A 23,302-nucleotide genomic window follows, 5' to 3' on the forward strand; every position below is an offset into this window, starting at 1 on the left:
GAAAACGAGTGCGCTCCCGGATTTTGAACGGGTGGCACCGAGCCGATACCCGCTGCCTCGGGGCCCGGTGATGTCCCTCTTCGTCTTTACCCGCCCGTTGTCGGCCATGGACGCCGCACCGGCATGACCGGCTCCGTCCTGCCCACTTCGTCCCCCCGAAAACTCTCCCCGAAGGTGTGTCCCGGCATGCGCGAAAACGGCTCTGTCCCCACGGAATCCGTTCCCGAAGAGTTCTTCGGGACGACCGCAGCCCAACAGGGCGTCTGGTACGGGCAACTCGTCGACCCCGACAGCCCGAAATACAACATCGGGGAATGCTTCGAGATCCGCGGTGACCTCGACGGGACGTTATTCGCCGCAGCGGTCGACCGGGCCGTCGAGCTGTGCGACAGCCTCAACCTCGAGTTCGTCACGCAGGGCGACGACCTCCTCCAGCGCGTCGTCCACCACCCCGGCGACGGCCCCGGCCGGCTCCGTACCGCGGACCTGTCCCACGCCGCGGACCCGGCGGCCGAGGTCGAACGCTACATGGCCGAGGACATGGCCACGGCCGACAGCCTGCACCGCCCCCGGCACCACTTCGCCCTGCTCCGCGCCGGCAGCCGGTTGCACTACTGGTACGTCCGCTTCCACCACATAGCCGTCGACGGACTCGGCGGCGCCGTCTTCACCCGCGTCGTGGCCGATCTCTACGGGCGCGCGGTCCGGGGCGAGGACCTCGCCGAGGTCACGCTGCCCGCCGCCCCCCTGCGCGACCTGGTCGCCGACGAGGCCGCCTACCGTGCCTCGGGCCGCTACGAGGCCGACCGCGCCTACTGGACCGGCAAGTTCGCCGACCCGGCTCCCGGCACCGCCGACGACGCGCACGGCGGCAGGACGCTCATCCGGCGGCGCACCGATCTCCCCGCACCCGGGTCCGAAGGGCCGGGCATCCGCCTGCACACCGGCGAATCGCTGCCCGTGAACGTGTTCGACGACCTGCGCCGGCTCGCCGCCGCCCACCGCACCACGTGGAGCGCCGTGATGGTCGCGGCGGTCGCCGCCTACACCGCCCGGGTCACCGGTACATCCGACATCACCGTGGGCCTCGCCTCCAACGGCCGCCACGGCGGCCTGCGGCACATCGTCGGCATGACCGCCAACATCCTGCCGCTGCGCCTGAGGCTCACCTCCGGCATGACCGTCGCGGCCCTCGTCCGCGAGGTCGCCGACGAGATGCGCGCGGCCCTGCGCCACCGCCGCTTCTCGCGGGAACAGCTCGCCCGTGAACTGAACACGGGCGACGACGCCGCCCGCCTCACCGGCATCGTCGTCAACATCATGGGCTACGACTACGACCGCGACTTCGGCGGCATCCAGGCGCCCTCCCGGGTGCTGTCCGTCGGCGAGATCGACGACGTATCCCTCTTCGTCTCCGAACGGGCCGAGGGCAAGGGCCCGTTGATCGGCTTCGACGCCCGGTCGGACCTCTACCGCCCCGAGGACGTACGGCTGCACGAGCAGGCCGTCGTCTCCTTCGTCTCCGCCCTCGCCGCCGCCGACCCCGGCCTGCCGCTGCACGACCTGCCGCTCGTGGACGAGACCGCTGCCACGGCTCTGCATGCGCAGGGACACGGCACCGCGCTGCCCGCGACGGCCGTCGCCACGACCCTCCCGGAGGCGTACCGGGCCCAGGCGCGCCGGACGCCGGACGCCCCGGCCGTCGTGGACGGCGACCGCACCCTCTCGTACCGGCAACTGGACCGCGCGGCCGACGATCTGGCGAGCGCGCTGACCGGCTGGGGGATCGGCGCCGAGGACGGCGTCGGGGTGCTCCTGGGGCGCTCGGCCGCCGTGCCGGCCGCCACCCTCGCGGCGGTCGCCGCGGGCGCCGCCTACGTCCCGATGGACGCCGCCTGGCCCGCCGAACGGCTCGGCCGCGTCGCCGGGGCCGCCCGCGTCCGCGCCCTGATCGCCGACGAGGCGACCGCCCGTGAACCCTGGGTCCGGGAGGCCGCCGCGCAGTTGCCGCTCCTCGTGGTCGACGCATGCGGCCGGCTGCTCCACGGCGCCCCGGAGCGGCCCGGACCGCTGCCCCGCACCACCAGACCCGACCGGCTCGCGTACGTGATGTTCACCTCCGGCTCCACCGGTCTGCCCAAGGGCGTCGGCGTCACCCACGCCGACGTGCTCGCCCTCGCGGCCGACAGCACCTGGACCGACGGTGTGTCCGACGCCGTGCTCATGCACTCCGCGTACGTCTTCGACGCCTCCACCTTCGAGATCTGGGCGCCGCTGCTCAACGGCGGCCGGGTGGTCGTCGCCCCCGGCGGCGTCCTGGAGGCGCGGACCCTGCGTGAGGCGGTGGAACGGCACGGGGTCACCGCGCTGTTCCTGACGACGGCTCTGTTCAACGTGATGGCCGAGGCGGACCCGGCGGTGTTCTCCGGGCTGCGCGTGGTCGCCGCCGGCGGCGAGGCCGCAACCCCCGACCTCATGCAACGGGCGGCAGCCGCCTCGCCCCGCACGCTCGTCCTGCATGTGTACGGCCCCACCGAGACCACCACCTTCGCCGCCCGCCACCCCGTCACCGCCGGCAGCACCGGTGTGCCGCCGATCGGCCGCGCCCTGGACGGCATGAGCCTGTACGTCCTCGACGACACCCTGGGGCTGGTGCCGCCCGGTGTGGTGGGTGAGCTGTACGTGAGCGGCCACGGCGTCGCCCGCGGCTACCAGGCCCGTGCCGCGCTCACCGCCACCCGCTTCGTCGCCGACCCGTACGGCGCGCCCGGCACCCGCATGTATCGCACCGGCGACCTCGTCCGCTGGACCGCCGACGGCGACATCGAGTACGTCGGGCGGGCGGACGGACAGGTCAAGCTCCGCGGATTCCGCATCGAACCTGCGGAGACCGAACACGTCCTGCTCACCGACCCCGAGGTACGCGGCGCCTGCGTCGTCGTCCGCGAGGACACACCCGGCGACCGCCGCCTCGTCGCCTACGTCGTGCCCGCACCCGGGTCCCGCCCGGACGTCGCCTCCCTCGCCCGCCGCGTCGGCCGCACGCTGCCCGCGTACATGGTGCCCTCCGCCTTCGTCGTCCTCGACGCACTGCCCCTCAACCCCAACGGCAAGGTCGACCGCCGGGCCCTGCCCGTCCCCCGGACCGCCACCGGCGCCGGCCGCGCACCGCGCACCGCGTACGAGGAGGTCCTGGCCGGGCTGTTCGCCGACGTCCTCGGTGTCGGCGCGGTCGGCGTCGACGACAGCTTCTTCGCCCTGGGCGGCCACTCGCTGCTCGCCACCCGCCTCACCGGCCGGGTCAGGGCGGCCCTCGGCGTCGAACTCGGCCTGTCCACGCTCTTCGACCACCCCACGGTCGCCTCCCTGGCCGCGGCACTGGACACCGCCGGGGCGGCCCGGCCCGTCCTCGTACCGCAGACGCGGCCCGACGTGCTGCCGCTGTCCTTCGCGCAGCAGCGCCTCTGGTTCCTGAACCGGGCCGGGGGCTCCGGCGACACGTACAACGTGCCGCTCGTCCTGGAACTCGACGGCCCCCTGGACACCGGGGCGCTGCGCGGCGCCCTGGCCGATGTGGTGGCCCGGCACGAGAGCCTGCGCACCCTCTTCGCCGAACACGACGGCGTCGCCCGCCAGCGGATCGCCCCCGCGGACGAAGCCGCGTCGCTCGTCCCCCTCACCCTCGAACACCCGCCGGCGGACCGCACGGAAGACGACTGGGAGCGGGAGACGGTGCGCCGTCTGAGCACCGCCCCCTTCGACCTGAGCCGGGACGCGGCCGTCCGCGCCCACCTGCTCCGCCGGGGGGCCGCCCGGCACACCCTGGTGCTCGTCCTGCACCACATCGTCGCCGACGGCTGGTCCCTCGCCCCGCTGAGCCGTGACCTCACCGCCGCCTACGTGGCCAGGACCGAGGGCACGGGCACACCGGACTGGGCGCCGCTGCGGGTGCAGTACGCCGACTACACGCTCTGGCAGCGCCGACTCCTCGGCGACGACGGCGATCCGGACAGCCTGACCGTCCGGCAGACCGCCTTCTGGCAGGAGGCGCTGCGCGGCGCCCCCGGCCTGCTCGACCTGCCCCTCGACCGGCCGCGCCCGGCCGTGCCCAGCAACCGGGGCGCTTCCGTCCCCTTCGAGCTGCCCGCACCCGCGCACGCCGCGCTCGTGGGGCTCGCCCGGGAGGCCGGCTGCACCCCGTTCATGGTGCTCCAGGCCGCCCTGGCCGTGACGCTCGGTTCCCACGGCGCGGGGACCGACATCCCGCTGGGCACCGCGCTCGCAGGGCGCAGCGACGAGGTGCTGGACGATCTGGTCGGCTTCTTCGTCAACACCGTCGTCCTGCGCACGGACCTCGCGGGCGACCCGACGTTCCGCGAACTCATCGACCGTGTGAAGCAGTTCGACATCGCGGCCTTCGGCAACAGCGACCTGCCCTTCGAGCGGATCGTGGAGGCCCTGAACCCGGAGCGGTCCGGCGACCACCACCCGCTCTTCCAGACGATGCTGGTCCTCCAGAGCCAGGACCGGGCCGAACCGGCCCTGCCCGGCATCACCGTCCACGACCGGTCGGCCCACCCCGGGGGCAGCAAGTTCGACCTGACCTTCTCCCTGACCGAAACCGCGGGGGAGGCCGCGGGCATCGGCGGCTATCTGGAATACGCCACCGACCTCTTCGACGCCGCCACCGCCCGCACCCTCTGCGACCGCTTCGCCCGCGTCCTCACCCTGGCCGTGACCGAACCCGGCCGCGCCATCGGCGACCTGGACCCGCTCACCCCCGGCGAACGGGACGGCCTGCTCACCCGGGGACGCGGCACATCGCGGCCCCTGCCGGAGCGGACCGCTCCCGAAGTCGTCCGGGAACAGGCCCGGCGGACGCCCGACGCCGTCGCCGTACGTGACGCGCACACCCACCTCACCTACGCCGAGATGGACGCGCGGGCCGATCTCCTCGCCCAGGCGCTCCGCGAGCGCGGCGCGGGCCGGGAGACCAGGGTCGCCATCGCCGCGCCGCCCTCCGTGCACACCGTTGTCGCCATGCTGGCCGTGCTCCGGTCCGGCGCCGCCTACCTGCCCGTCGACCCGGGGTACCCGCACGCCCGCATCCGGCACATGCTGGACGACGCCCGGCCCGTCCTCGTCCTCACCACCGAGGACGTGCGGGCGGACCTGCCCACCGGCGACATCCCGCTCCTCGCCCTGGACGCCCCGCCGCCGGAGCCCGTGCACCCCGGCACACCGCTCCCGGACGCACCGCACCCGGCGGATCCCGCATATGTCATCTACACCTCCGGGTCCACCGGCCGGCCCAAGGGGGTGGTCGTCACCCATGGCTCCCTGGCCAACCACATGGCCTGGATGGCAGGGCATCTGACGGTCACTCCGCAGGACCGCGTCCTCGCCAGGACCTCCACCAGCTTCGACGCCTCCGTGTGGGAGGTGTGGCTTCCGCTGATGACCGGGGCCGAGGTGTGCGTGCTGCCGTCCGGGGCCAACACGGAGCCGGACACGCTCGTCAACTGGATGAGCGAATGCGGCGTCACCGTCGCCCAGTTCGTGCCCTCGCACCTCGCTCTCGTCCTGTCCGAGGCGGCCCACGCGGCGCCCCTGCCCGGCCTGCGCGCAGTCCTCTGCGGCGGAGAGCCCCTGCCGCGCGCCCTCGCCGAGGAGACGGCCGCGCTGTGGGGGGCGGAGGTGCACAACCTCTACGGCCCGACCGAGGCCACCATCGACGCGACCGCCCACCGCGTCCCCGCCACGCCGGACACCCCGCACGAGACGGTGCCGATCGGCCGCCCCGTCGACACCATGCGCGCCTACGTCCTGGACCACCGGCTGCGGCCCGTGCCGCCCGGGGTCACCGGCGAGCTGTACCTCGCGGGCCCCAACCTCGCCCGCGGCTACCTGAACCGGCCCGGCCTGACCGCCGCCCGGTTCGTCGCCGACCCTTTCGGCGGCACCGGCGCCCGCATGTACCGGACCGGCGACCTCGTCCGCTGGAACGCTGCCGGGCTCCTCGCCTATGTCTCCCGCGCCGACGACCAGGTCAAGCTGCGGGGCTTCCGCATCGAACCCGGCGAGATCGAGGCCGCCCTGCTCGCGCGGCCCGGGGTCACCGCTGCCTGCGCCGTGATCCGGGAGGATGCGCCGGGGGAGCGCCGCCTCGTCGCGTACGCCGTCACCACGGACCCCGGCACCCGCCCGGCCGGCCTGCGCGAAGCCCTCACCGAGACGCTGCCGCACTACATGGTGCCCACCGCCGTCGTCCTCCTGGGCGAACTGCCGCTGCTGCCCAACGGCAAGGCGGACCGGCGCGCCCTGCCCCGGCCCGACGACGAGGCAGAGCACACCGGCGGAGCGACCGGTGCGCTCGGCCCGCGCGAGGACCTGCTCACCGGGATCTTCGCCGAGGTACTGGGCCGCCCGGGTGTCGGACCGCACGACAGCTTCTTCGACCTCGGCGGGCACTCGCTCCTCGCCATGCGCGTGGTCAGCCGCGTCCGTACGGTCCTCGGCGCCGGCATCGCCGTGCGCACCCTGTTCGAGCACCCGACCGTCGCCGGGCTCGTCCGGGTCCTCGACAACGAGGAGCGTTCCCGCCCGCCGGTGCTGCCCGTCGCCGAGCGGCCCGACCCGCTGCCCCTGTCGTACGCGCAGCAGCGGCTCTGGTTCCTGAACCGGCTCGAAGGGCCCAGCTCCTCCTACAACATCCCGCTCGTCCTCGACATCGAAGGACCGCTGGACACCGACGCCCTGCGTGCCGCCCTGCGGGATGTCGTGGAGCGGCATGAGGCGCTGCGCACGGTCTTCCCCGAACGGGACGGTGTGCCGCACCAGCTGATCCTGCCCGCCGAAGCCGTCACGCCCCGGCTGCCCGTGGAGAGCACGGCACCCACCGCGCTGGAGACGGCCGTCCTGGACGCGGTGAGCGAGCCCTTCGACGTGCTCCGCGATCCACCGCTGCGCGGCAGGCTCCTGCGCACCGCGCCCGGCCGCCACGTCCTCGTGCTGGTCCTGCACCACATCGCGGGCGACGGCTGGTCGCTGGCCCCGCTCGCCCGCCACCTCGGCGACGCCTACCGGGTCCGCCTCGCCGGGCGTGAGCCGGAGGCCGGCGGCGCACTCCAGTACGCGGACTACACCCTGTGGCAGCACGCCGCCCTGGGCGACGCGGACACCGCCGGAAGCGTCCTGCGGGAGCAGCTCCACCACTGGCACACCGCGCTGGCCGGACTGCCCGGACTCATCGACCTCCCGCTCGACCGCCCGCGCCCCGTCACCACCGACCCCGCGGGCGACGTCCACGCCTTCGACGTGACGCCCGAGCTGCACGCCCAACTCCTGCGCGTGGCACGGGAGTCCGGCACCACGTTGTTCATGGTGCTCCAGGCGGCCGTGGCCACCCTGCTGCACCGGCACGGCGCGGGTGACGACATCCCGCTCGGCACGCCCGTCGCGGGCCGCACGGACGAGGCGCTGGACGACCTGGTCGGGTTCTTCGTCAACACCCTCGTCCTGCGCACCGACCTGTCCGGCGCGCCCACCTTCCAGGAACTCCTGGCGCGGGTGCGGGAGTTCGATCTCGCCGCCTACGCGCACCAGGACGTGCCGTTCGAGCGGCTGGTCGAGAGCGTCAACCCGGTCAGGGCCCGCAACCACCACCCCCTGTTCCAGACCATGCTGGTCCTCCAGAACCAGGAGGCCGTCCGCCCCGACCTGCCGGGACTCACCGTCGAGGACCGGCTCGTCCACAACGGCCTGAGCAAGTTCGACCTCACCTTCGCGTTCGGCGAGGAGCGCGGCGCGGGCGGACTCACCGCCGGCATCGAGTACGCCGCCGCGCTCTTCGACCGTGTCACCGTGCGGGCCCTCGCGGCGCGCCTGCTCCGGCTCCTCGAACAGGTGGCGGCCGACCCCTCCCGGCCCCTCGCGGACTACGACCTGCTGACACCCGAGGAGCGGGCCCGGACCGTCGCCCGGGGCACCGGCCGCGAACTGCCCGCCCCCGCACCGGACACCACCCTGCCCGCGCTCTTCGCGGCGCAGGCCACCCGCACCCCGGGCGCCGTGGCGGTGGCGGGTGGCGACACCACCCTCACGTACGCCGCGCTCGACACCGTCTCCGCCGACCTCGCCCGTGCCCTCGCCGGTCTCGGGGCGGGCCCGGAGACCGGCGTCGGCGTTCTGCTCTCCCGGTCACCGGCCGTCGTGACCGCCTCCCTCGGCGCGGTCCGCGCCGCCGCCGCGTACGTCCCGATGGACGCGCGCTGGCCCCGGGAACGGCTCGACCAGGTCGCCGAGGTGGCGGATGTGCGGGTCCTCGTCGTCGACGAGACGGCCGCCGGCTCCGCCTGGGTGGCCGAGACGGCCCGCCGGATTCCGGTCCTGGTCGTGGACCGGACCGGCCGCATCCTGCGCGGCGCGCCCCCGGCCCCCGGACGGCCCGCAGCCGTGCCGGGCCCCGCCTCACTCGCGTACGTGATGTTCACCTCCGGCTCCACCGGCCTGCCCAAGGGCGTGGGGGTCACCCACGCCGACGTGGTGGCGCTGACCGAGGACGCGGCCTGGCAGGGCGGCGCGGCCGACGCGGTCCTGATGCACTCGGCGTACGTCTTCGACGCGTCCACCTTCGAGATCTGGGCGCCGCTCCTGCGCGGCGGCACGGTCGTCGTCGCACCCGACGGCGTGCTGGAGGCCCGCACCCTGCGCGACGCCGTCCGCGAACAGGGCGTGACGGCGGTCTTCCTGACGACGGCCCTGCTCAACGTGATCGCGGACACCGACCCCGGCGCCTTCGCCGGCCTCCGGCTCGTCTGCGCCGGCGGCGAACTCGCCTCGCCGGACGCCATGCAGCGGGTCGCCGGCGCCGCTCCGGGTGTGCGCGTCCTGCACGTGTACGGCCCGACCGAGACGACCACCTTCGCCACCCGCTACGAAGTGGCCGCCGACCTGCCGGCGGGCCCGCCGCCCATCGGCCGGCCCCTGGACGGCATGCGGCTGTACGTGCTCGACGGCTCGCTGGGCCCGGTCCCCGCGGGCGTCACGGGCGAGCTGTATCTCGCGGGGCGCGGCGTCGCCCGGGGGTACACCGGCCTGCCCGCCCTGACCGCCACCCGGTTCGTGGCCGACCCCTTCGACGCGGACGGCGGGCGCATGTACCGCACCGGCGACCTCGTCAAGTGGACGCCCGACGGGCACATCGCCTACGTATCCCGCGCCGACAGTCAGGTGAAGCTGCGCGGCTACCGCATCGAACCCGGCGAGATCGAGTCCGTCCTCGCCTGCTGCGAAGGCGTCGCCGACTCCTTCACCGTCGTGCGCGAGGACGTGCCGGGGGACCGGCGGCTCGTCGCCTACGTGGTGCCCGCCGGGACCGTCCGCCCCGACCCGGCCGACCTCGCCGAAGCCGTCGGGCGGTCCCTGCCCGCCTACATGGTGCCCTCCGCGTTCGTCCTGACCGACGCGCTGCCGCTGACCGTCAACGGCAAGGTGGACCGGCGTGCCCTGCCCGCGCCCGAACAGCACGCCGCACCACGCGGGCGCGCCCCCCGCACCGCGCGCGAGGAGATCGTCTGCGGGCTCGTCGCCGATGTCCTCGGCCTGCCGGCCGTGGGCGCCGACGACGACTTCTTCGCGCTCGGCGGCCACTCCCTGCTGGCCACCCGCCTCGTCGCCCGCGTCCGGACCGCGCTCGCCGTGGAGGTCCAGGTCAAGGCGGTCTTCGAGCACCCCACGCCCGCCGCGCTCGCCGCCGCCCTCGACGGTGCCGAAGCCGCCGCCCTGCCGCTGGAGCGCGCCCCGCACCGGCCCGACCCGCTGCCGCTGTCCTACGCCCAGCAGCGGCTGTGGTTCCTCAACCGGTTCGAGGGGCCCAGCCCCACGTACAACGTGCCGCTGGTGCTGCGGCTGGAAGGACCGCTCGACGCGCAGGCCCTGGAGAGCGCCCTCGTGGACGTCGTGGAACGCCACGAGAGCCTGCGCACCGTCTTCCCGGAAACCGGGGGGGTGCCGCGGCAGCTCGTCCTCGGTGCCGACCACGCCGATCTGGACCTGACGCCCCGGGACACGCGCCCGGACGGCCTGGACGCGGCGCTGGCCGCCGAGGTGGCGCACGCCTTCGACGTCACCGGCGACCTGCCGGTGCGGGCCCGGCTGCTGAGGCTCGGCGCCGAGTCCCACGTCCTGGTGCTCCTCGTCCACCACATCGCGGGCGACGGCTGGTCGCTCGCCCCGCTCGCCCGCGACCTCGGCGACGCCTACCGCCTCCGCAGCCGGGGCAAGGCGCCCGACTGGCCGGAACTCCGCGTCCAGTACGCCGACTACACCCTCTGGCAGCACGCCCTCCTGGGCGACGAGAACGACGCGGACAGCAGGGCCGCCCGCCAGCTGGAGTGGTGGCGCACCGCCCTGGCCGGCGCCCCCGGACTGCTCGCCCTGCCCCTGGACCGGCCGCGCCCCGCCGTCCTGACGTACCGGGGCGACGCCTTCGCGTTCCCCGTCGACGCGGACACCCACCGGGCGCTCGCCGAGCTGGCCCGCGCCCGGGGATGCAGCCTGTTCATGGTGCTCCAGGCGGCCCTGTCCGTCCTGCTCTCCCGGCACGGGGCCGGCGAGGACATCCCCCTCGGCACCGCCGTCGCCGGACGCACCGACGAAGCGCTCGACGACCTGGTGGGCTTCTTCGTCAACACCCTCGTCCTGCGCACCGACCTGACGGGCGACCCCACCTTCACCGAAGTCCTCGACCGGGTCCGGGCGTTCGACCTCACCGCCTACGCCCACCAGCACCTGCCGTTCGAACGACTGGTGGACGCCCTCGCCCCGAGCCGCGCCCAGGACCACCACCCGCTCTTCCAGACCATGATCGTCCTCCAGAACCAGGCGGACACGGCGCTCGGCCTGGACGGTCTCGCCGTGACCGAGCAGCCCGTGCGGACCGGCATCAGCAAGTTCGACCTCACGTTCACCTTCACCGAGACCCGCGACGACGCGGGCCGGCCCACCGGTCTCGACGGGAACCTGGAGTTCTCCACCGACCTGTTCGACCCCGCCACCGCGCACGCCCTGGCCGCGCGCCTGACCCGTCTGCTCGCGTCGCTCGCCGCCGACCCCGACGGGCGCGTCCGCACCGCGGCGTTCCTGGACGCGGCCGAGCGGACCGAGCTGGACCGGGCCGCCCCGGGACCCGTGCGGCCGGTGCACGCGCGCACGGCGCCCGAGGCGTTCCGTGCCCAGGTGGCCCGTACTCCCGGGCGGACCGCCGTCCGGGCCGGCGCCCAGCGGCTCACCTTCGCCGAACTCGACGCCCTTTCCGACAGCCTGGCCCGTCACCTGCACGACCGGGGCGTCGGGCGGGGTGACCTCGTGGCCCTGGCCGCCGAAGGCACCGCCGACCGGGTCGTCGCGATGCTCGCGGTGGCCAAGGCGGGGGCGGCCTGCCTGCCCGTCGACCTGGACTACCCCGAGGCACGCGTCGCCCACATGCTGGAGGACGCCCGCCCGGCCCTGTTCCTGGTCCACGACCCGGCACGCGCCGCCCGGTTCACGACCGTGCCCCTTCTCGCGCTGGGCGACCGGAGCGCCTGGCCGGCCGGACGCGCCGTGCTCCCCGACGCCGAGCCCGGCCCGGACGACGCCGCGTATGTCATCTACACCTCCGGCTCCACCGGCCGGCCCAAGGGTGTCGTCGTCACCCACGGAGCGCTCACCAACCACATGGCCTGGATGGCCCGCCACTTCGGCCTCACCGACGACGACCGGGTCCTCGCCCGCACCTCGCCCAGCTTCGACGCCTCGGTGTGGGAGACCTGGCTGCCCCTGCTGCACGGCGGCGCCACCTGCCCCGTACCGCCCGCCCTCAACCACGACCCGGCGGGGTTGCTTGCCCGGATGCGCGACGAGGGCGTGACCATCGCCCAGTTCGTGCCCTCGCACCTCGGACTGCTGCTCACCGAGACCGGGCCCGAGGCGGCGCCCCCGGCACTCCGCGCCGTCGCCTGCGGCGGCGAGCCCCTGACCGGGGCCCTGGCGGCGCGGGCCCGCCGTATCTGGGCGGCCGAGGTGCATAACCTCTACGGCCCGACCGAGACGACGATCGACGCCACCGCCCACCACATCCGTGCCGACGAAGCGACCGAGGAGGGCGGCATCCCGCTCGGCCACCCCGTCGACAACACCCGCGCCTACGTCCTGGACACCGCGCTCCAGCCCGTGCCCGTGGGCGTGACCGGCGAACTCCACATCGCCGGCGACGGCCTTGCGCGGGGCTACCTCGGCCGCCCCGGCCTGACCGCCACCCGCTTCGTCGCCGACCCCTTCGGCCCGGCCGGCAGCCGGATGTACCGCACGGGCGACCTCGTCCGCCGGGACACGAACGGGCTGCTGCACTACGTCTCGCGCGCCGACGACCAGGTCAAGCTGAACGGCTTCCGCGTCGAACTCGGCGAGATCGAGGCCGCGCTCACCGGGCTGGACGGCGTCACCGCCGCCTGCGCCCTCGTCCGCGAGGACCGGCCCGGCGAACGGCGCCTGGTCGCGTACACCGTGGGCGCAGCACCCCTCACCGAAGGCGAACTGCGCACCCGGCTCACCACCGCCCTGCCGCCGTACATGGTGCCCGCCGCCTTCGTGGCCCTGGACTCACTGCCGCTCCTGCCGAACGGGAAGACGGACCGGGCTGCCCTGCCCGCACCGGCGCGCCCCACCGCCGGCCGCCCCGGCCGGGAGCCGCGCACCGCGGCCGAACGCGTCCTGAGCGAGGCGTTCGCCTCCGTGCTGCGCGCTCCCGCCGTCCGCACCGACGACGACTTCTTCGCGCTCGGCGGCGACAGCATCCTGTCCATCCAACTCGTCAGCCGTGTCCGGGAAGCCGGACTCGGCGTCACACCGCGCGACGTCTTCGTCCACCGCACCCCGGAAGCCATCGCCGCCGTCGCCGCACCACTCGACGACAGCACGAGCGAACCGGCCGGCCACGGCACCGGCGAGATGGCGCCCACCCCCATCGCCGCCTGGCTCCTGGAACGCCCCGGCACCATCGACGGCTACAACCAGTCCGGCGTGCTCAGCACCCCCGCCGGGGCCACCGAGGACACCCTCGTCGCCGCCCTCCAGCTTCTCGTCGACCACCACGACATGCTCCGCCTGCGGGTCACCCGCACCGCCGGGGGCGACCCCGTACTCGAAGCCCTGCCGCCCGGCGCCGTCACGGCCGGGCGCCGCTTCACCCGCGTCGACCTCACCGGACTCGATGCCGACGCCGCCCGCGCCGCCCTCACCGAAGCGGGCGAACGCGCCCGCAGGCGCCTGCGGCCCTCCGCCGGAGCCGTCTTCGAGGCCGTCTGGGGCGACGCGGGACCCGGCGCACGCGGACGGCTGCTCCTGGTCGTGCACCACCTGTCCGTCGACGCGGTCTCCTGGCGCATCCTCGCCGAGGATCTCGCCCACGCCTGGCGGGCGGCCACCGGGCCGGCCGGCCCGGCACCCGCGCTGCCCGCCGCGACCACCTCGTACCGGCGCTGGTCCCAGCTCCTGGCCGAGCAGGCCCACGCACCCGCACGCCTGAGCGAACTGCCCCTGTGGGAGGAGGTGCTGAGGACACCGGACCCCCAGCTCGGGTACCGGCCGCTCGACCCGTTCCTGGACACCGCCGACGGCACCCGCACCCTCACCACCCAGCTGCCCGCCACCTGGACGAAGCCCCTGCTCACCACCGTCCCGGGCGCCTTCCACGCCGGAGTCGACGACATCCTGCTCACCGCCCTCGCCCTCGCGGTCAACGCCCGGCGGGACCGCCGCACCCGCGGCCTCGACCCGGACACGGCTGTCCTGCTCGACCTGGAGAGCCACGGCCGGGAACAGCTCGCCGACCACATCGACCTGTCCCGCACGGTCGGCTGGTTCACCAGCCTCCACCCGGTCCGGATCGACCCGGGACCGCTCGACGTCCGCGACCCGGCACGCATCGACGCCGCGCTCGTTGAACGTGCAGTGAAGCGCGTCAAGGAACAGCTGCGCACCGTCCCCGACCACGGCGTCGGCCACGGCATGCTGCGCCACCTCAACCCCGCGACCGGCCCCCGGCTCGCCGCCCCCGCACCCCAGATCGGCTTCAACTACCTGGGACGGTACGCCGCCCCCGGCCGGGCGGCCGCGGGCGACTGGGAGGTCCTGCTCGACGCCGGCGGGCCGCGCAGCCAGGACCCCGGCATGGCCGTGCACCACGTCCTCGACATCAACGCGCACACCGAGGACCTGCCCGAAGGACCCCGCCTGGTGGCCCGCTGGACCTGGCCCAGCGACCTGCTCAAGGAGGAGGACGTGGGCGCACTCGCCGAGGCGTTCAACCGTGCGCTGCGCGCCCTCGCGGAACACGCCGGACAACCCGGAGCAGGCGGCTACACGCCGTCCGACCTTCCCCTGGTCTCGCTCAACCAGGCCCAGATCGACCGACTGCAGAACAAGTGGGGTGGACGCAAGTGAACGGGTTCCAACTGGAGGACGTACTCCCCCTGACGCCGCTGCAGGCCGGGATGTACTTCCACGCCCTCTACGACTCGCACGCCGTGGACGTCTACACCGCGCAGTTCGTCTTCGACCTCGAAGGCCCCGTCGACGTCCCCACGCTGCGCGCCGCCATCGCCGGCCTGCTGCGCCGCCACGCCAACCTGCGTGTCGGCTTCCTCCACGAGGAGCTGGACGAGCCCGTGCAGGCGGTCGCGGCCGAGGTCCCCGTCCCCCTGGAGGAACTGGACCTGACCGGCGCGGACGAGGTGCCGGACCGGCTCACCGCCTTCCTCGCCGCCGACCGCACCCGCCGCTTCGACCTGGCCACCCCGCCCCTGATGCGGTTCACCCTCGTACGCACCGCGCCCGACCGGCACCGGCTGGTCATGACCAGCCACCACATCCTGTTCGACGGCTGGTCGCTGCCGCTGCTCGTACGGGAGCTGTTCGAGCTGTACGCGGCCGGCGGCGACGACAGCGCCCTGCCGCGCGTCACCCCGTACCGCGCCTACCTGGTGTGGCTCTCCCAGCAGGACCGCGACGCCGCACTCGGCGCCTGGTCCGCCGCCCTGGCCGGCATCGAGACGCCGACCCTCCTCGCCGAGGACGGCCCGGACGGCGCCGTCGAACTGCCCGAGACCCTGGTGCTCGACCTGGACGCGGCCACGACGGACCGGCTGCGCGAGACGGCCCGCGCCCACCGGCTCACCCTGAACACCCTGGTCCAGGGCGCCTGGGGCCTGCTGCTCGGCCACCTCACCGGCCGCGACGACGTGGTGTTCGGCACCACCGTGTCCGGGCGCCCGCCGGAGATCCCCGGCGTCGAGTCCATGGTCGGCCTCTTCATCAACACCGTGCCCGTACGGATCGGCCCCGCACCCGGCGAGACCCTGGCCGAGCTCCTGACCCGGCTCCAGGCCGAACAGGGGCGGCTCCTCGGCAGCCAGCACGTCGGCCTCAGCGACATCCGGGGCGTCACCGGCCTGGACGAACTCTTCGACACACTCGTCGTGTTCGAGAACTACCCGATGGACGCCGAGGCCCTGCGCACCGCCCAGAGCGGACTGCCCGGCCTCGCCGTCACCGGATTCAGCGGCACCGACGCCGCCCACTACCCGCTCACCCTCACCGTCGCCCCCGGGGACACCCTGAGGATCACCTTCGGCTACCGGGCCGCCGTCCTCGACCGGCAGAAGGTCGCCGAAACCGTCTCCCGGATGCGCCAGCTGCTGACGTCCCTGGCGCAGGACCTCGGTCGGCGCGCCGACACAGCGCCCTTCCTCCTCGACGGCGAACGGGAGGAGCTGATCGCCCGGGGGACCGGCGCCCCCCTCCCCGAGGGCACCACGACCCTGAGCGTTCCGCGGGCCGTGGCCGAGCGGGCCGCCCGGTACCCGGACGAGGTGGCCGTCTCCGGCGCGGGCGAGCCGCTCACGTACCAGCAGCTCACCGGTCTCGCGGACCGGCTCGCCACCGCGCTGACCGGCCTCGGGACCGGTCCGGAGGAGGGCGTCGGCATCCTTGTGGCCCGCTCGGCGGCCACCGTCACCGCCTCACTGGCCGCCCTGCGCGCGGGCGGAGCCTACGTACCCCTGGACGCACGCTGGCCCACCGAACGCCTCAACCGGGTCACCGAGGTCGTGCCCCTGCGCGTCCTCGTCGTCGACGAGACGACCGCCGCCCTCCCGTGGGTGCGCCAACTCGGGCCGGAGACCGCCGTGCTGACCGTCGACGCGGCGGGCCGCGTCCTCGCCGGGGGACCGGCCGAGCCGGGCCCGCTCCCGGAGACACCGGGCGGCAGCCGGCTCGCGTACGTGATGTTCACCTCCGGATCGACCGGACTGCCCAAGGGCGTCGGCGTCACCCACGCCGACATCGCCGCGCTGGCGGCCCATCACGGCTGGGACAACGGCGCGGCCGACGCCGTCCTGCTGCACTCCGCGTACGTCTTCGACGCCTCCACCTTCGAGATCTGGACGCCGCTCCTGCGCGGCGGACGCGTCGTCGTCGCCCCCGAAGGACCCCTCCAGCCCGACGTCCTGCGCAACGTCGTCACCCGGCACGGCGTCACTGCCGCCTTCCTCACGACGGCCCTGTTCAACGTTCTCGCGGAGACCGACCCCGGCTGCCTCGGGCAGCTGCGCCTGGTCGCCGCCGGCGGCGAGGCCGCCGCCCCCGGCGTCATGCAGCGCGTCGCCGCCGCCCACCCCGCGACCACCGTCCTGCACGTGTACGGGCCCACCGAGACCACCACCTTCGCCACCGCCCACCACGTCGGCCCCGACCACCCGCCCGAGGGCGCGCCGCCCATCGGCCACCCGCTCGACGGCATGCGCGCCTACGTCCTGGACGCGGCGCTGAGCCCCGTGCCGCCCGGCGCCGAAGGGGAGCTGTACCTCGCGGGCGCCGGCGTCGCGCGCGGCTATCTGGGCCGGGCCTCGCTCACCGCCACGCGCTTCGTCGCCGACCCGTTCGCCGGCAACGGAGCCCGCATGTACCGCACCGGGGACCTGGTCCACCGGGACGCCGACGGCACCGTGCGCTACGTGGCCCGCGCCGACCAGCAGATCAAACTGCGCGGCCACCGCATCGAACCCGCCGAGATCGAAACGGTCCTGCGCGACCACCCGACCGTGCGCGCCGCCTGCGTCCTCGTGCGCGAGGACCTGCCCGGCGACCGCACCCTCACCGCCTACGTCGTCCTCGCCCCCGGCGAGCACCCGGACCCCGGACTGCTCGCCGCCCACGTCGGCCGGCTGCTGCCCGCCTACATGGTGCCGGCCGTCATCCAGCCGCTCGACGTCCTGCCGCTGACGCCCAACGGGAAGATCGACCGGGCGGCCCTGCCCGCACCCACCGGCCCCCGCACGGTGGCCGGGCGGGCACCGCGCAGTGCCATGGAGGAGATCCTGGCCGGGCTGTTCGCCGATGTGCTCGGCGTCGACCGGGTCGGCACCGACGACAGCTTCTTCGCCCTGGGCGGCCACTCCCTGCTCGCCACCCGCCTCGTCGGCCGCATCCGTACCGCCCTGCACACCGAGACCGACATCCGCACCCTGTTCGAACACCCCACCGTTGCCGCGCTCGCCACCGCCCTGGAAGGCGCTGAGGGCGGCACCCGCCCCGCCCTGGTCCCGCAGCCGCGCCCGGCCGAGCTCCCGCTGTCGTACGCCCAGCAGCGGCTGTGGTTCCTCCACAGGCTCGACGGCCCCTCCGCCACCTACAACATCCCCCTCGCCGCACGCATCGACGGTCAGCTCGACGCGGACGCCCTGTGCACCGCCGTGGCCGACCTCATCGCACGGCACACCGCCCTGCGCACCGTCTTCCCCGAGGGAGAGGACGGGCCGTACCAGCACATCACCGCGCCCGACGACGTCGTCATCCCGTTCGCCATGGAGAGCGTGGAGGAGGCCAAGCTGCGCGACCGCGTCGCGGCCGCCACCGCCGAGGCCATCGACATCGAGCGCAGTCTGCCGCTGCGGGCGACCCTGCTCCGCCTGGCGCCCGACGCCCATGTCCTGGTGCTCGTCGTCCACCACATCGCCGCCGACGGCACATCCCTGGCCCCCCTCGCCCACGACCTGGGCGCCGCCTACCGGGCCCGCGTCCGGGGCGAGGTGCCCAACTGGGCGCCGCTGCCCGTCGACTACGCGGACCACACCCTGTGGCAGCGCGACCTGCTCGGCGACGAGCGGGACCCCGACAGCCTTGTCTGCCGGCAGCTCAGCCACTGGAGACACGCGCTGGACGGCCTCCCCGAGGCGATCGAGCTGCCCTGGGACCGGCCGCGCCCCGCCACCTCCCGGCACACCGGCGCCACCCTCGGCTTCTCCGTCGACCGCGACACCGCCCGCCATGTCACGGAGCTCGCCCGCACCTGCGGTTCCAGCGCCTTCATGGTCCTCCAGGCCGCCCTGGCCACCGTCCTGTCCCGGCACGGAGGCGGCGAGGACATCCCCCTCGGCACCGCCGTCGCCGGGCGCACCGACGAGGCGGCGAACGGCCTCGTCGGCTTCTTCGTCAACACCCTCGTACTGCGCACCGACCTGTCCGGCGACCCCACGTTCCGCGAACTCCTCGGCCGGGTACGGGAATTCGACCTCGCCGCCTACGCGCACCAGGACGTGCCCTTCGAGCGGCTGGTCGAACTCCTCAACCCCGCACGCGCCCAGAGCCACCACCCGCTCTTCCAGACCATGCTGGTCCTCCAGAACCAGGCGCCCGCCGCCGTCGACCTGCCCGGCCTCACCGTCTCCGGCGTGCCCGCCGAGGCCGAGGTCAGCAAGTTCGACCTGTCGTTCGCCCTCACCGAGGTCTACGACGACACCGGCGCCCTCGACGGCATGCGCGGCACCGTCGACTACGCCACCGAACTCTTCGACGAGGGCACCGTCCAGGCCCTCGCCGACCGGCTCGTCCTGCTGCTCGGCGCCGTCACCGCCGACCCGGACCGCCCCCTGCACACGTACGACCTGCTCACCCCGGCCGAGCACGGCCGCCTCATCGCCCTCGGCACCGGGCCCGCCGACACCCTGCCCGCCACGACGGTTCCCGCACTCTTCGAGGAGTGGGCCCGGCGCACCCCCGGCGCCCCGGCCGTCCGCGACGCCCGGACCACCCTCACCTACGGCGAACTCGACGCCCGTGCCGACGCGTTGGCCCGGCACCTCACCGAGCGGGGCGTGGGACCCGAGGACCGGGTGGCCGTCGCCCTGCCCCGGACCCACGAGCTCGTCGTGGCCCTGCTCGCCGTCCTCAAGGCGGGCGCCGCCTATCTGCCGCTCGACCCGGACTACCCCGCCCAGCGCCTGTCGTACATGCTCGACGACGCGCGGCCCCGGCTGCTCCTCACCACCCCGGCACTCCACCGCCGCCTCCCGGAGAACGCGGTGCCGCGCCTGTGCGTCGGCGACCTCGACGCGGGCGACGGCACGCCCGGGGCCCGTCGGGCCCGTGTCCAGCCGGCCAACCCGGCGTACGTCATCTACACCTCCGGGTCCACCGGCCGTCCCAAGGGCGTCGTCGTCACCCACCGGGGCGTACGGGCCATGGCCAGGACACAGAGCGAGCGGCTGCGCGTCGGACCGGGCAGCCGGGTGCTCCACATGGCGTCGGTCAGCTTCGACGCCGCGTTCTGGGAGCTGTGCATGGGGCTGCTCACCGGCGCCTGCCTGGAGATCGACGAACGCGACGCCCTGCTGCCCGGCCCCGCGCTGGCCGGCCTCGTCCGCGACCGGGGCGTCACCCACCTCACGATCCCGCCCGCCGCCCTCGCCGTGATGCCCCCGGGCTCCCTGCCCACCGGCCTGACCATGGTCCTCGCCGGGGAGGCGTGCCCGCCCGCCCTGGTCCACGCCTGGGCCGGTGACCGCTTCCTCGTCAACGCCTACGGCCCGACGGAGACCACCGTCTGCGCCACCATGAGCGCCTTCCAGCAGGCGGACGGCCCGCTCGCCCCCGAACGCAGCGTCCCCATCGGCACCCCCGTCGACGGCACCCGCATCCATGTGCTCGACGAGCGGCTGGCGCCCGTCCCGCCCGGTGTCACCGGTGAGCTGTACGTGTCCGGCGAGGGCGTCGCCCGCGGCTACCACGGCCGGGCCGCCCTCACCGCGTCCCGCTTCGTCGCCGACCCGTTCGACCGCACGGGCGGACGCATGTACCGCACCGGCGACCTGGTGCGGTGGACGCAGGACGGACGCCTCCTCTACGTCTCCCGCGTCGACGACCAGGTCAAGCTGCGCGGCTTCCGCATCGAACTCGGCGAGATCGAGGCGGCGCTCACCTCCCCCCCCGGCGTCGCCGCGGCCTGCGTCACCGTGCGCGAGGACCGCCCCGGCGACCGGCGCCTCGTCGCGTACACCGTCCCGGCCGAGGGCGCCGACGCCCCCGGCTGGGCCGAGCTGCGCGCCCACCTCGCCGGCACACTGCCCGACCACATGGTTCCCGCCGCCCACGTCCGGCTCGACGCCTTCCCCGTGACGCCCAACGGCAAGACCGACAAGCGCGCCCTGCCCGCCCCCGACCACGCGGTGGCGGCCGGTGGGCGGGCCCCGCGCACCGCCCGCGAACGCGAGCTGTGCGAGGTGTTCGCCCAGACCCTCGGAGTGCCCGAAGTCGGCGTCACCGACGACTTCTTCGCGCTGGGCGGCCACTCCCTGCTCGCCGTGACCCTGGCCCGGCGGATCGGGGAGCGCTGCGGGCGACGGCCCTCGCTGCGCGCCCTGTTCGCGACGCCCACCGTAGAGGGCGTCGACCGGCTGCTGGGCCGGCCGCCGGGGGAGGAGGAACACGAGGAGGCAGCCGCCCCGGACTTCGCCGCCGAGGCGCGGCTCGCCTCCGACATCACCGGCGAGCGCCGTGCCGCCTCGGAACGACGGTCCGCGCGCCCCACGACGCGACCCCTGCTCACCGGCGCCTCCGGCTTCCTCGGCGCGTTCCTCCTGCGCGACCTGATCGAGGCCACGGACGGCCCGGTCGACTGCCTCGTCCGGGCCGCGAGCCCCGACAGCGCGGCCCAGCGCATCCGGGCGAACCTGGAGCACTACGGGCTGTGGCGCCCCCGGTACGCGGACCTCATCCACCCCGTCCCGGGCGACCTCGCCGCCCCGGGCCTCGGCCTCGTACCGGACGAGCGGACCGCCCTCGCGCGCCGCCTCGGCCCGGTCCTGCACAACGGGGCCCGCGTCAACTTCGCCGCCCCGTACGGCGATCTGCGCGCGCCCAACGTGGCCGGCACCGAGGAACTGCTGCGCCTCCTCGCGGACTCCGGCTCGCCCGGCCTGCACTACGTCTCCACCACCGGCGTGTACGCCCCGTCGCGCGGAGCGGACCCCGCACCGCTCACCGAGTCGTCCCCGACCGGCCCGGCGGACGGCCTGCCCGACGGGTACGCCCAGAGCAAATGGGTCGCCGAGCAGCTCGTCGGCCTGGCGCGCGAGCGCGGCCTGCCGGTGACCGTCCACCGCCCCGGCCGCATCAGCGGCGACACCGCCACGGGGGCCTGCCAGGACCGGGACCTGCTCTGGCAGCTCATCAAGGGCTGCCTCCAGGCGGGGGCGGTGCCGGACCTGGCGCACGGGACGACCGACTGGGTGCCCGTGGACTACGTCAGCGCCGCCGTCGTGGCGCTCAGCACCGCCGACCGGGCCGGGGCCCAGGCGTACCACTACACCAACCCGGACGCGCCGGGCCTGGACCGCGTCTTCGAGGTGGCCGCCCGCCTCGGATACGAGCTGCGCCCGGTGACCCCCGAGGAGTGGCGGGCGTGCGTGGCCGAACACCCGGACAACGCGGCACAGTTGTTCCTCGGTGACGACGGGGGGACCGGCGAGGACGAGGCGGACCACCGCCGCTTCGACTCCGGCCGCACGGCTCGGGCGGCGGCGGAGGCGGGTGTGCGCCAAGAAGTTCTCACCGACGACGTCCTGACGCGCTATCTGACGTACTTCCAGGTCACGGGCTTCTTGCCCGCCCCCGGGGCGCGGCCGCTGTCCTAGCGCGCCACGTCGTCAGGAAGTCCCCGGCAAAAGGGATACAACCATCGGCACCCCTGAGAGGTCCCAACAAGTGGGAGCAAAAGACTCCTGGAGCTACAAGGGGGAAATATGCGAAACATCCGTACTCTCGCGACCGCCGGGGCCCTGACCACCCTGATGGTGGGCGCGACGGCCGCCTTCGGTCCGACCGCGTCCGCCGCGCCCAACACCACCCCGCAGAAGGTCTGCGGGAGCGCCTACAAGACCGTGAACTCCGCCGCCGTGGGCTCCCTCGGCACGGTCTACCTGACGTACAACGCGTCGAACGGCAAGAACTGTGTGGTGACCATCCGGTCCACCCCGGGCGTCAAGAAGGACATGTCCACGTACCTCTACGTCACCGACACCGACGAGTCGGCGGGCGACTACGGGAGCTACACCTCGTACGCCGGTCCGGCCTACGCCTACGGCAAGGGCCACTGCGTCAGCTGGGGCGGCCACATCGCCAACGTGTACGTCTCCGTGGAGAACTCCAACTGCGCCTCGCTCAAGGAGCAGCGGAGCCTCGAAGTCCGCTGATCCGCGCCGCTCACAGGGCCCGCCCCCGGCTCACGCCGGGGGCGGGCCCTGCCCAACTCCACACCTGAGCGGCCGAATTCGTCGCTTCGGGGGCGACGGGGCCTCGCGATTCCGTACGCTGCCTGAGTCGGGCGGACTGCTGAGGGGGAGTCGTATGTCGTTGCGCAAAGGTGCCAACACGCTGGTCGCGAGCGCGGGTGTGCGGGTGGAGCTCGGCTGGCGCACCGGCCCCGGTGCCCCCGACGTCGACGCCTCGGCCCTGCTGCTGACGGCGGGCGGCAGGGTGCGCTCGGACGACGACTTCGTGTTCTACAACCAGCCCGTGCACCCCCGGGGCGCCGTGCGCCACGAGGGCCGTCGTCAGGACGGGGCCGGCGTGGTCGAGACGATCCAGGTGTCGCTCTCCGCGGTGGAGCAGGAGGTCGCGACCGTGGTCCTCGCGGCCTCCACGGACGGCACGTTCGGCAGGGTGCCGGGCCTGTACATCCGGGTGCTGGACGCCGCGAGCGGCGTCGAGACCGCACGGTTCGACCCGGTGGACGCCACCACGGAGACCGCGTTCGTCCTCGGTGAGCTGTACCGGCGCAACGGCACCTGGAAGTTCCGGGCCGTGGGCCAGGGGTACGCCTCGGGCCTGGCCGGACTCGCCACCGACTTCGGTATCACCGTCGACGAGCCGGCCAGGCCCGCGCCGCCGGTGCCCGTGACTCCGCGCGCGCCGGTGGCGCCGCGCG

General features: G+C 74.7%; 4 protein-coding genes. All 4 read left to right on the plus strand.

All coding sequences use genetic code 11. The features are described 5' to 3' along the window. The first annotated feature begins 186 nt into the window (after positions 1-186). Positions 187-14,484 (plus strand): non-ribosomal peptide synthetase, encoded by a 14,298-nt coding sequence (locus EAO73_RS03370; RefSeq protein WP_147969944.1) that lies wholly within the window; start codon positions 187-189, stop codon positions 14,482-14,484. Beyond that, positions 14,481-22,010, plus strand: a complete 7,530-nt coding sequence (locus EAO73_RS03375) for a non-ribosomal peptide synthetase (protein ID WP_147969945.1) — start codon at positions 14,481-14,483, stop codon at positions 22,008-22,010. Before EAO73_RS03370 ends, EAO73_RS03375 begins: the two co-directional genes overlap by 4 nt. A 108-nt stretch (positions 22,011-22,118) precedes the next feature. Next, positions 22,119-22,568: a spore-associated protein gene (locus tag EAO73_RS03380; RefSeq protein ID WP_147969946.1), complete on the plus strand. Its 450-nt coding sequence runs from the start codon at positions 22,119-22,121 to the stop codon at positions 22,566-22,568. Between the two features lie 154 nt (positions 22,569-22,722). Beyond that, the coding region (locus EAO73_RS03385) for a TerD family protein (protein WP_147970011.1) at positions 22,723-23,302 on the plus strand (580 nt) is incomplete at its 3' end.

Origin of the sequence: Streptomyces sp. col6, assembly GCF_008042035.1 — a bacterium.
Taxonomy (GTDB): Bacteria; Actinomycetota; Actinomycetes; order Streptomycetales; family Streptomycetaceae; genus Streptomyces.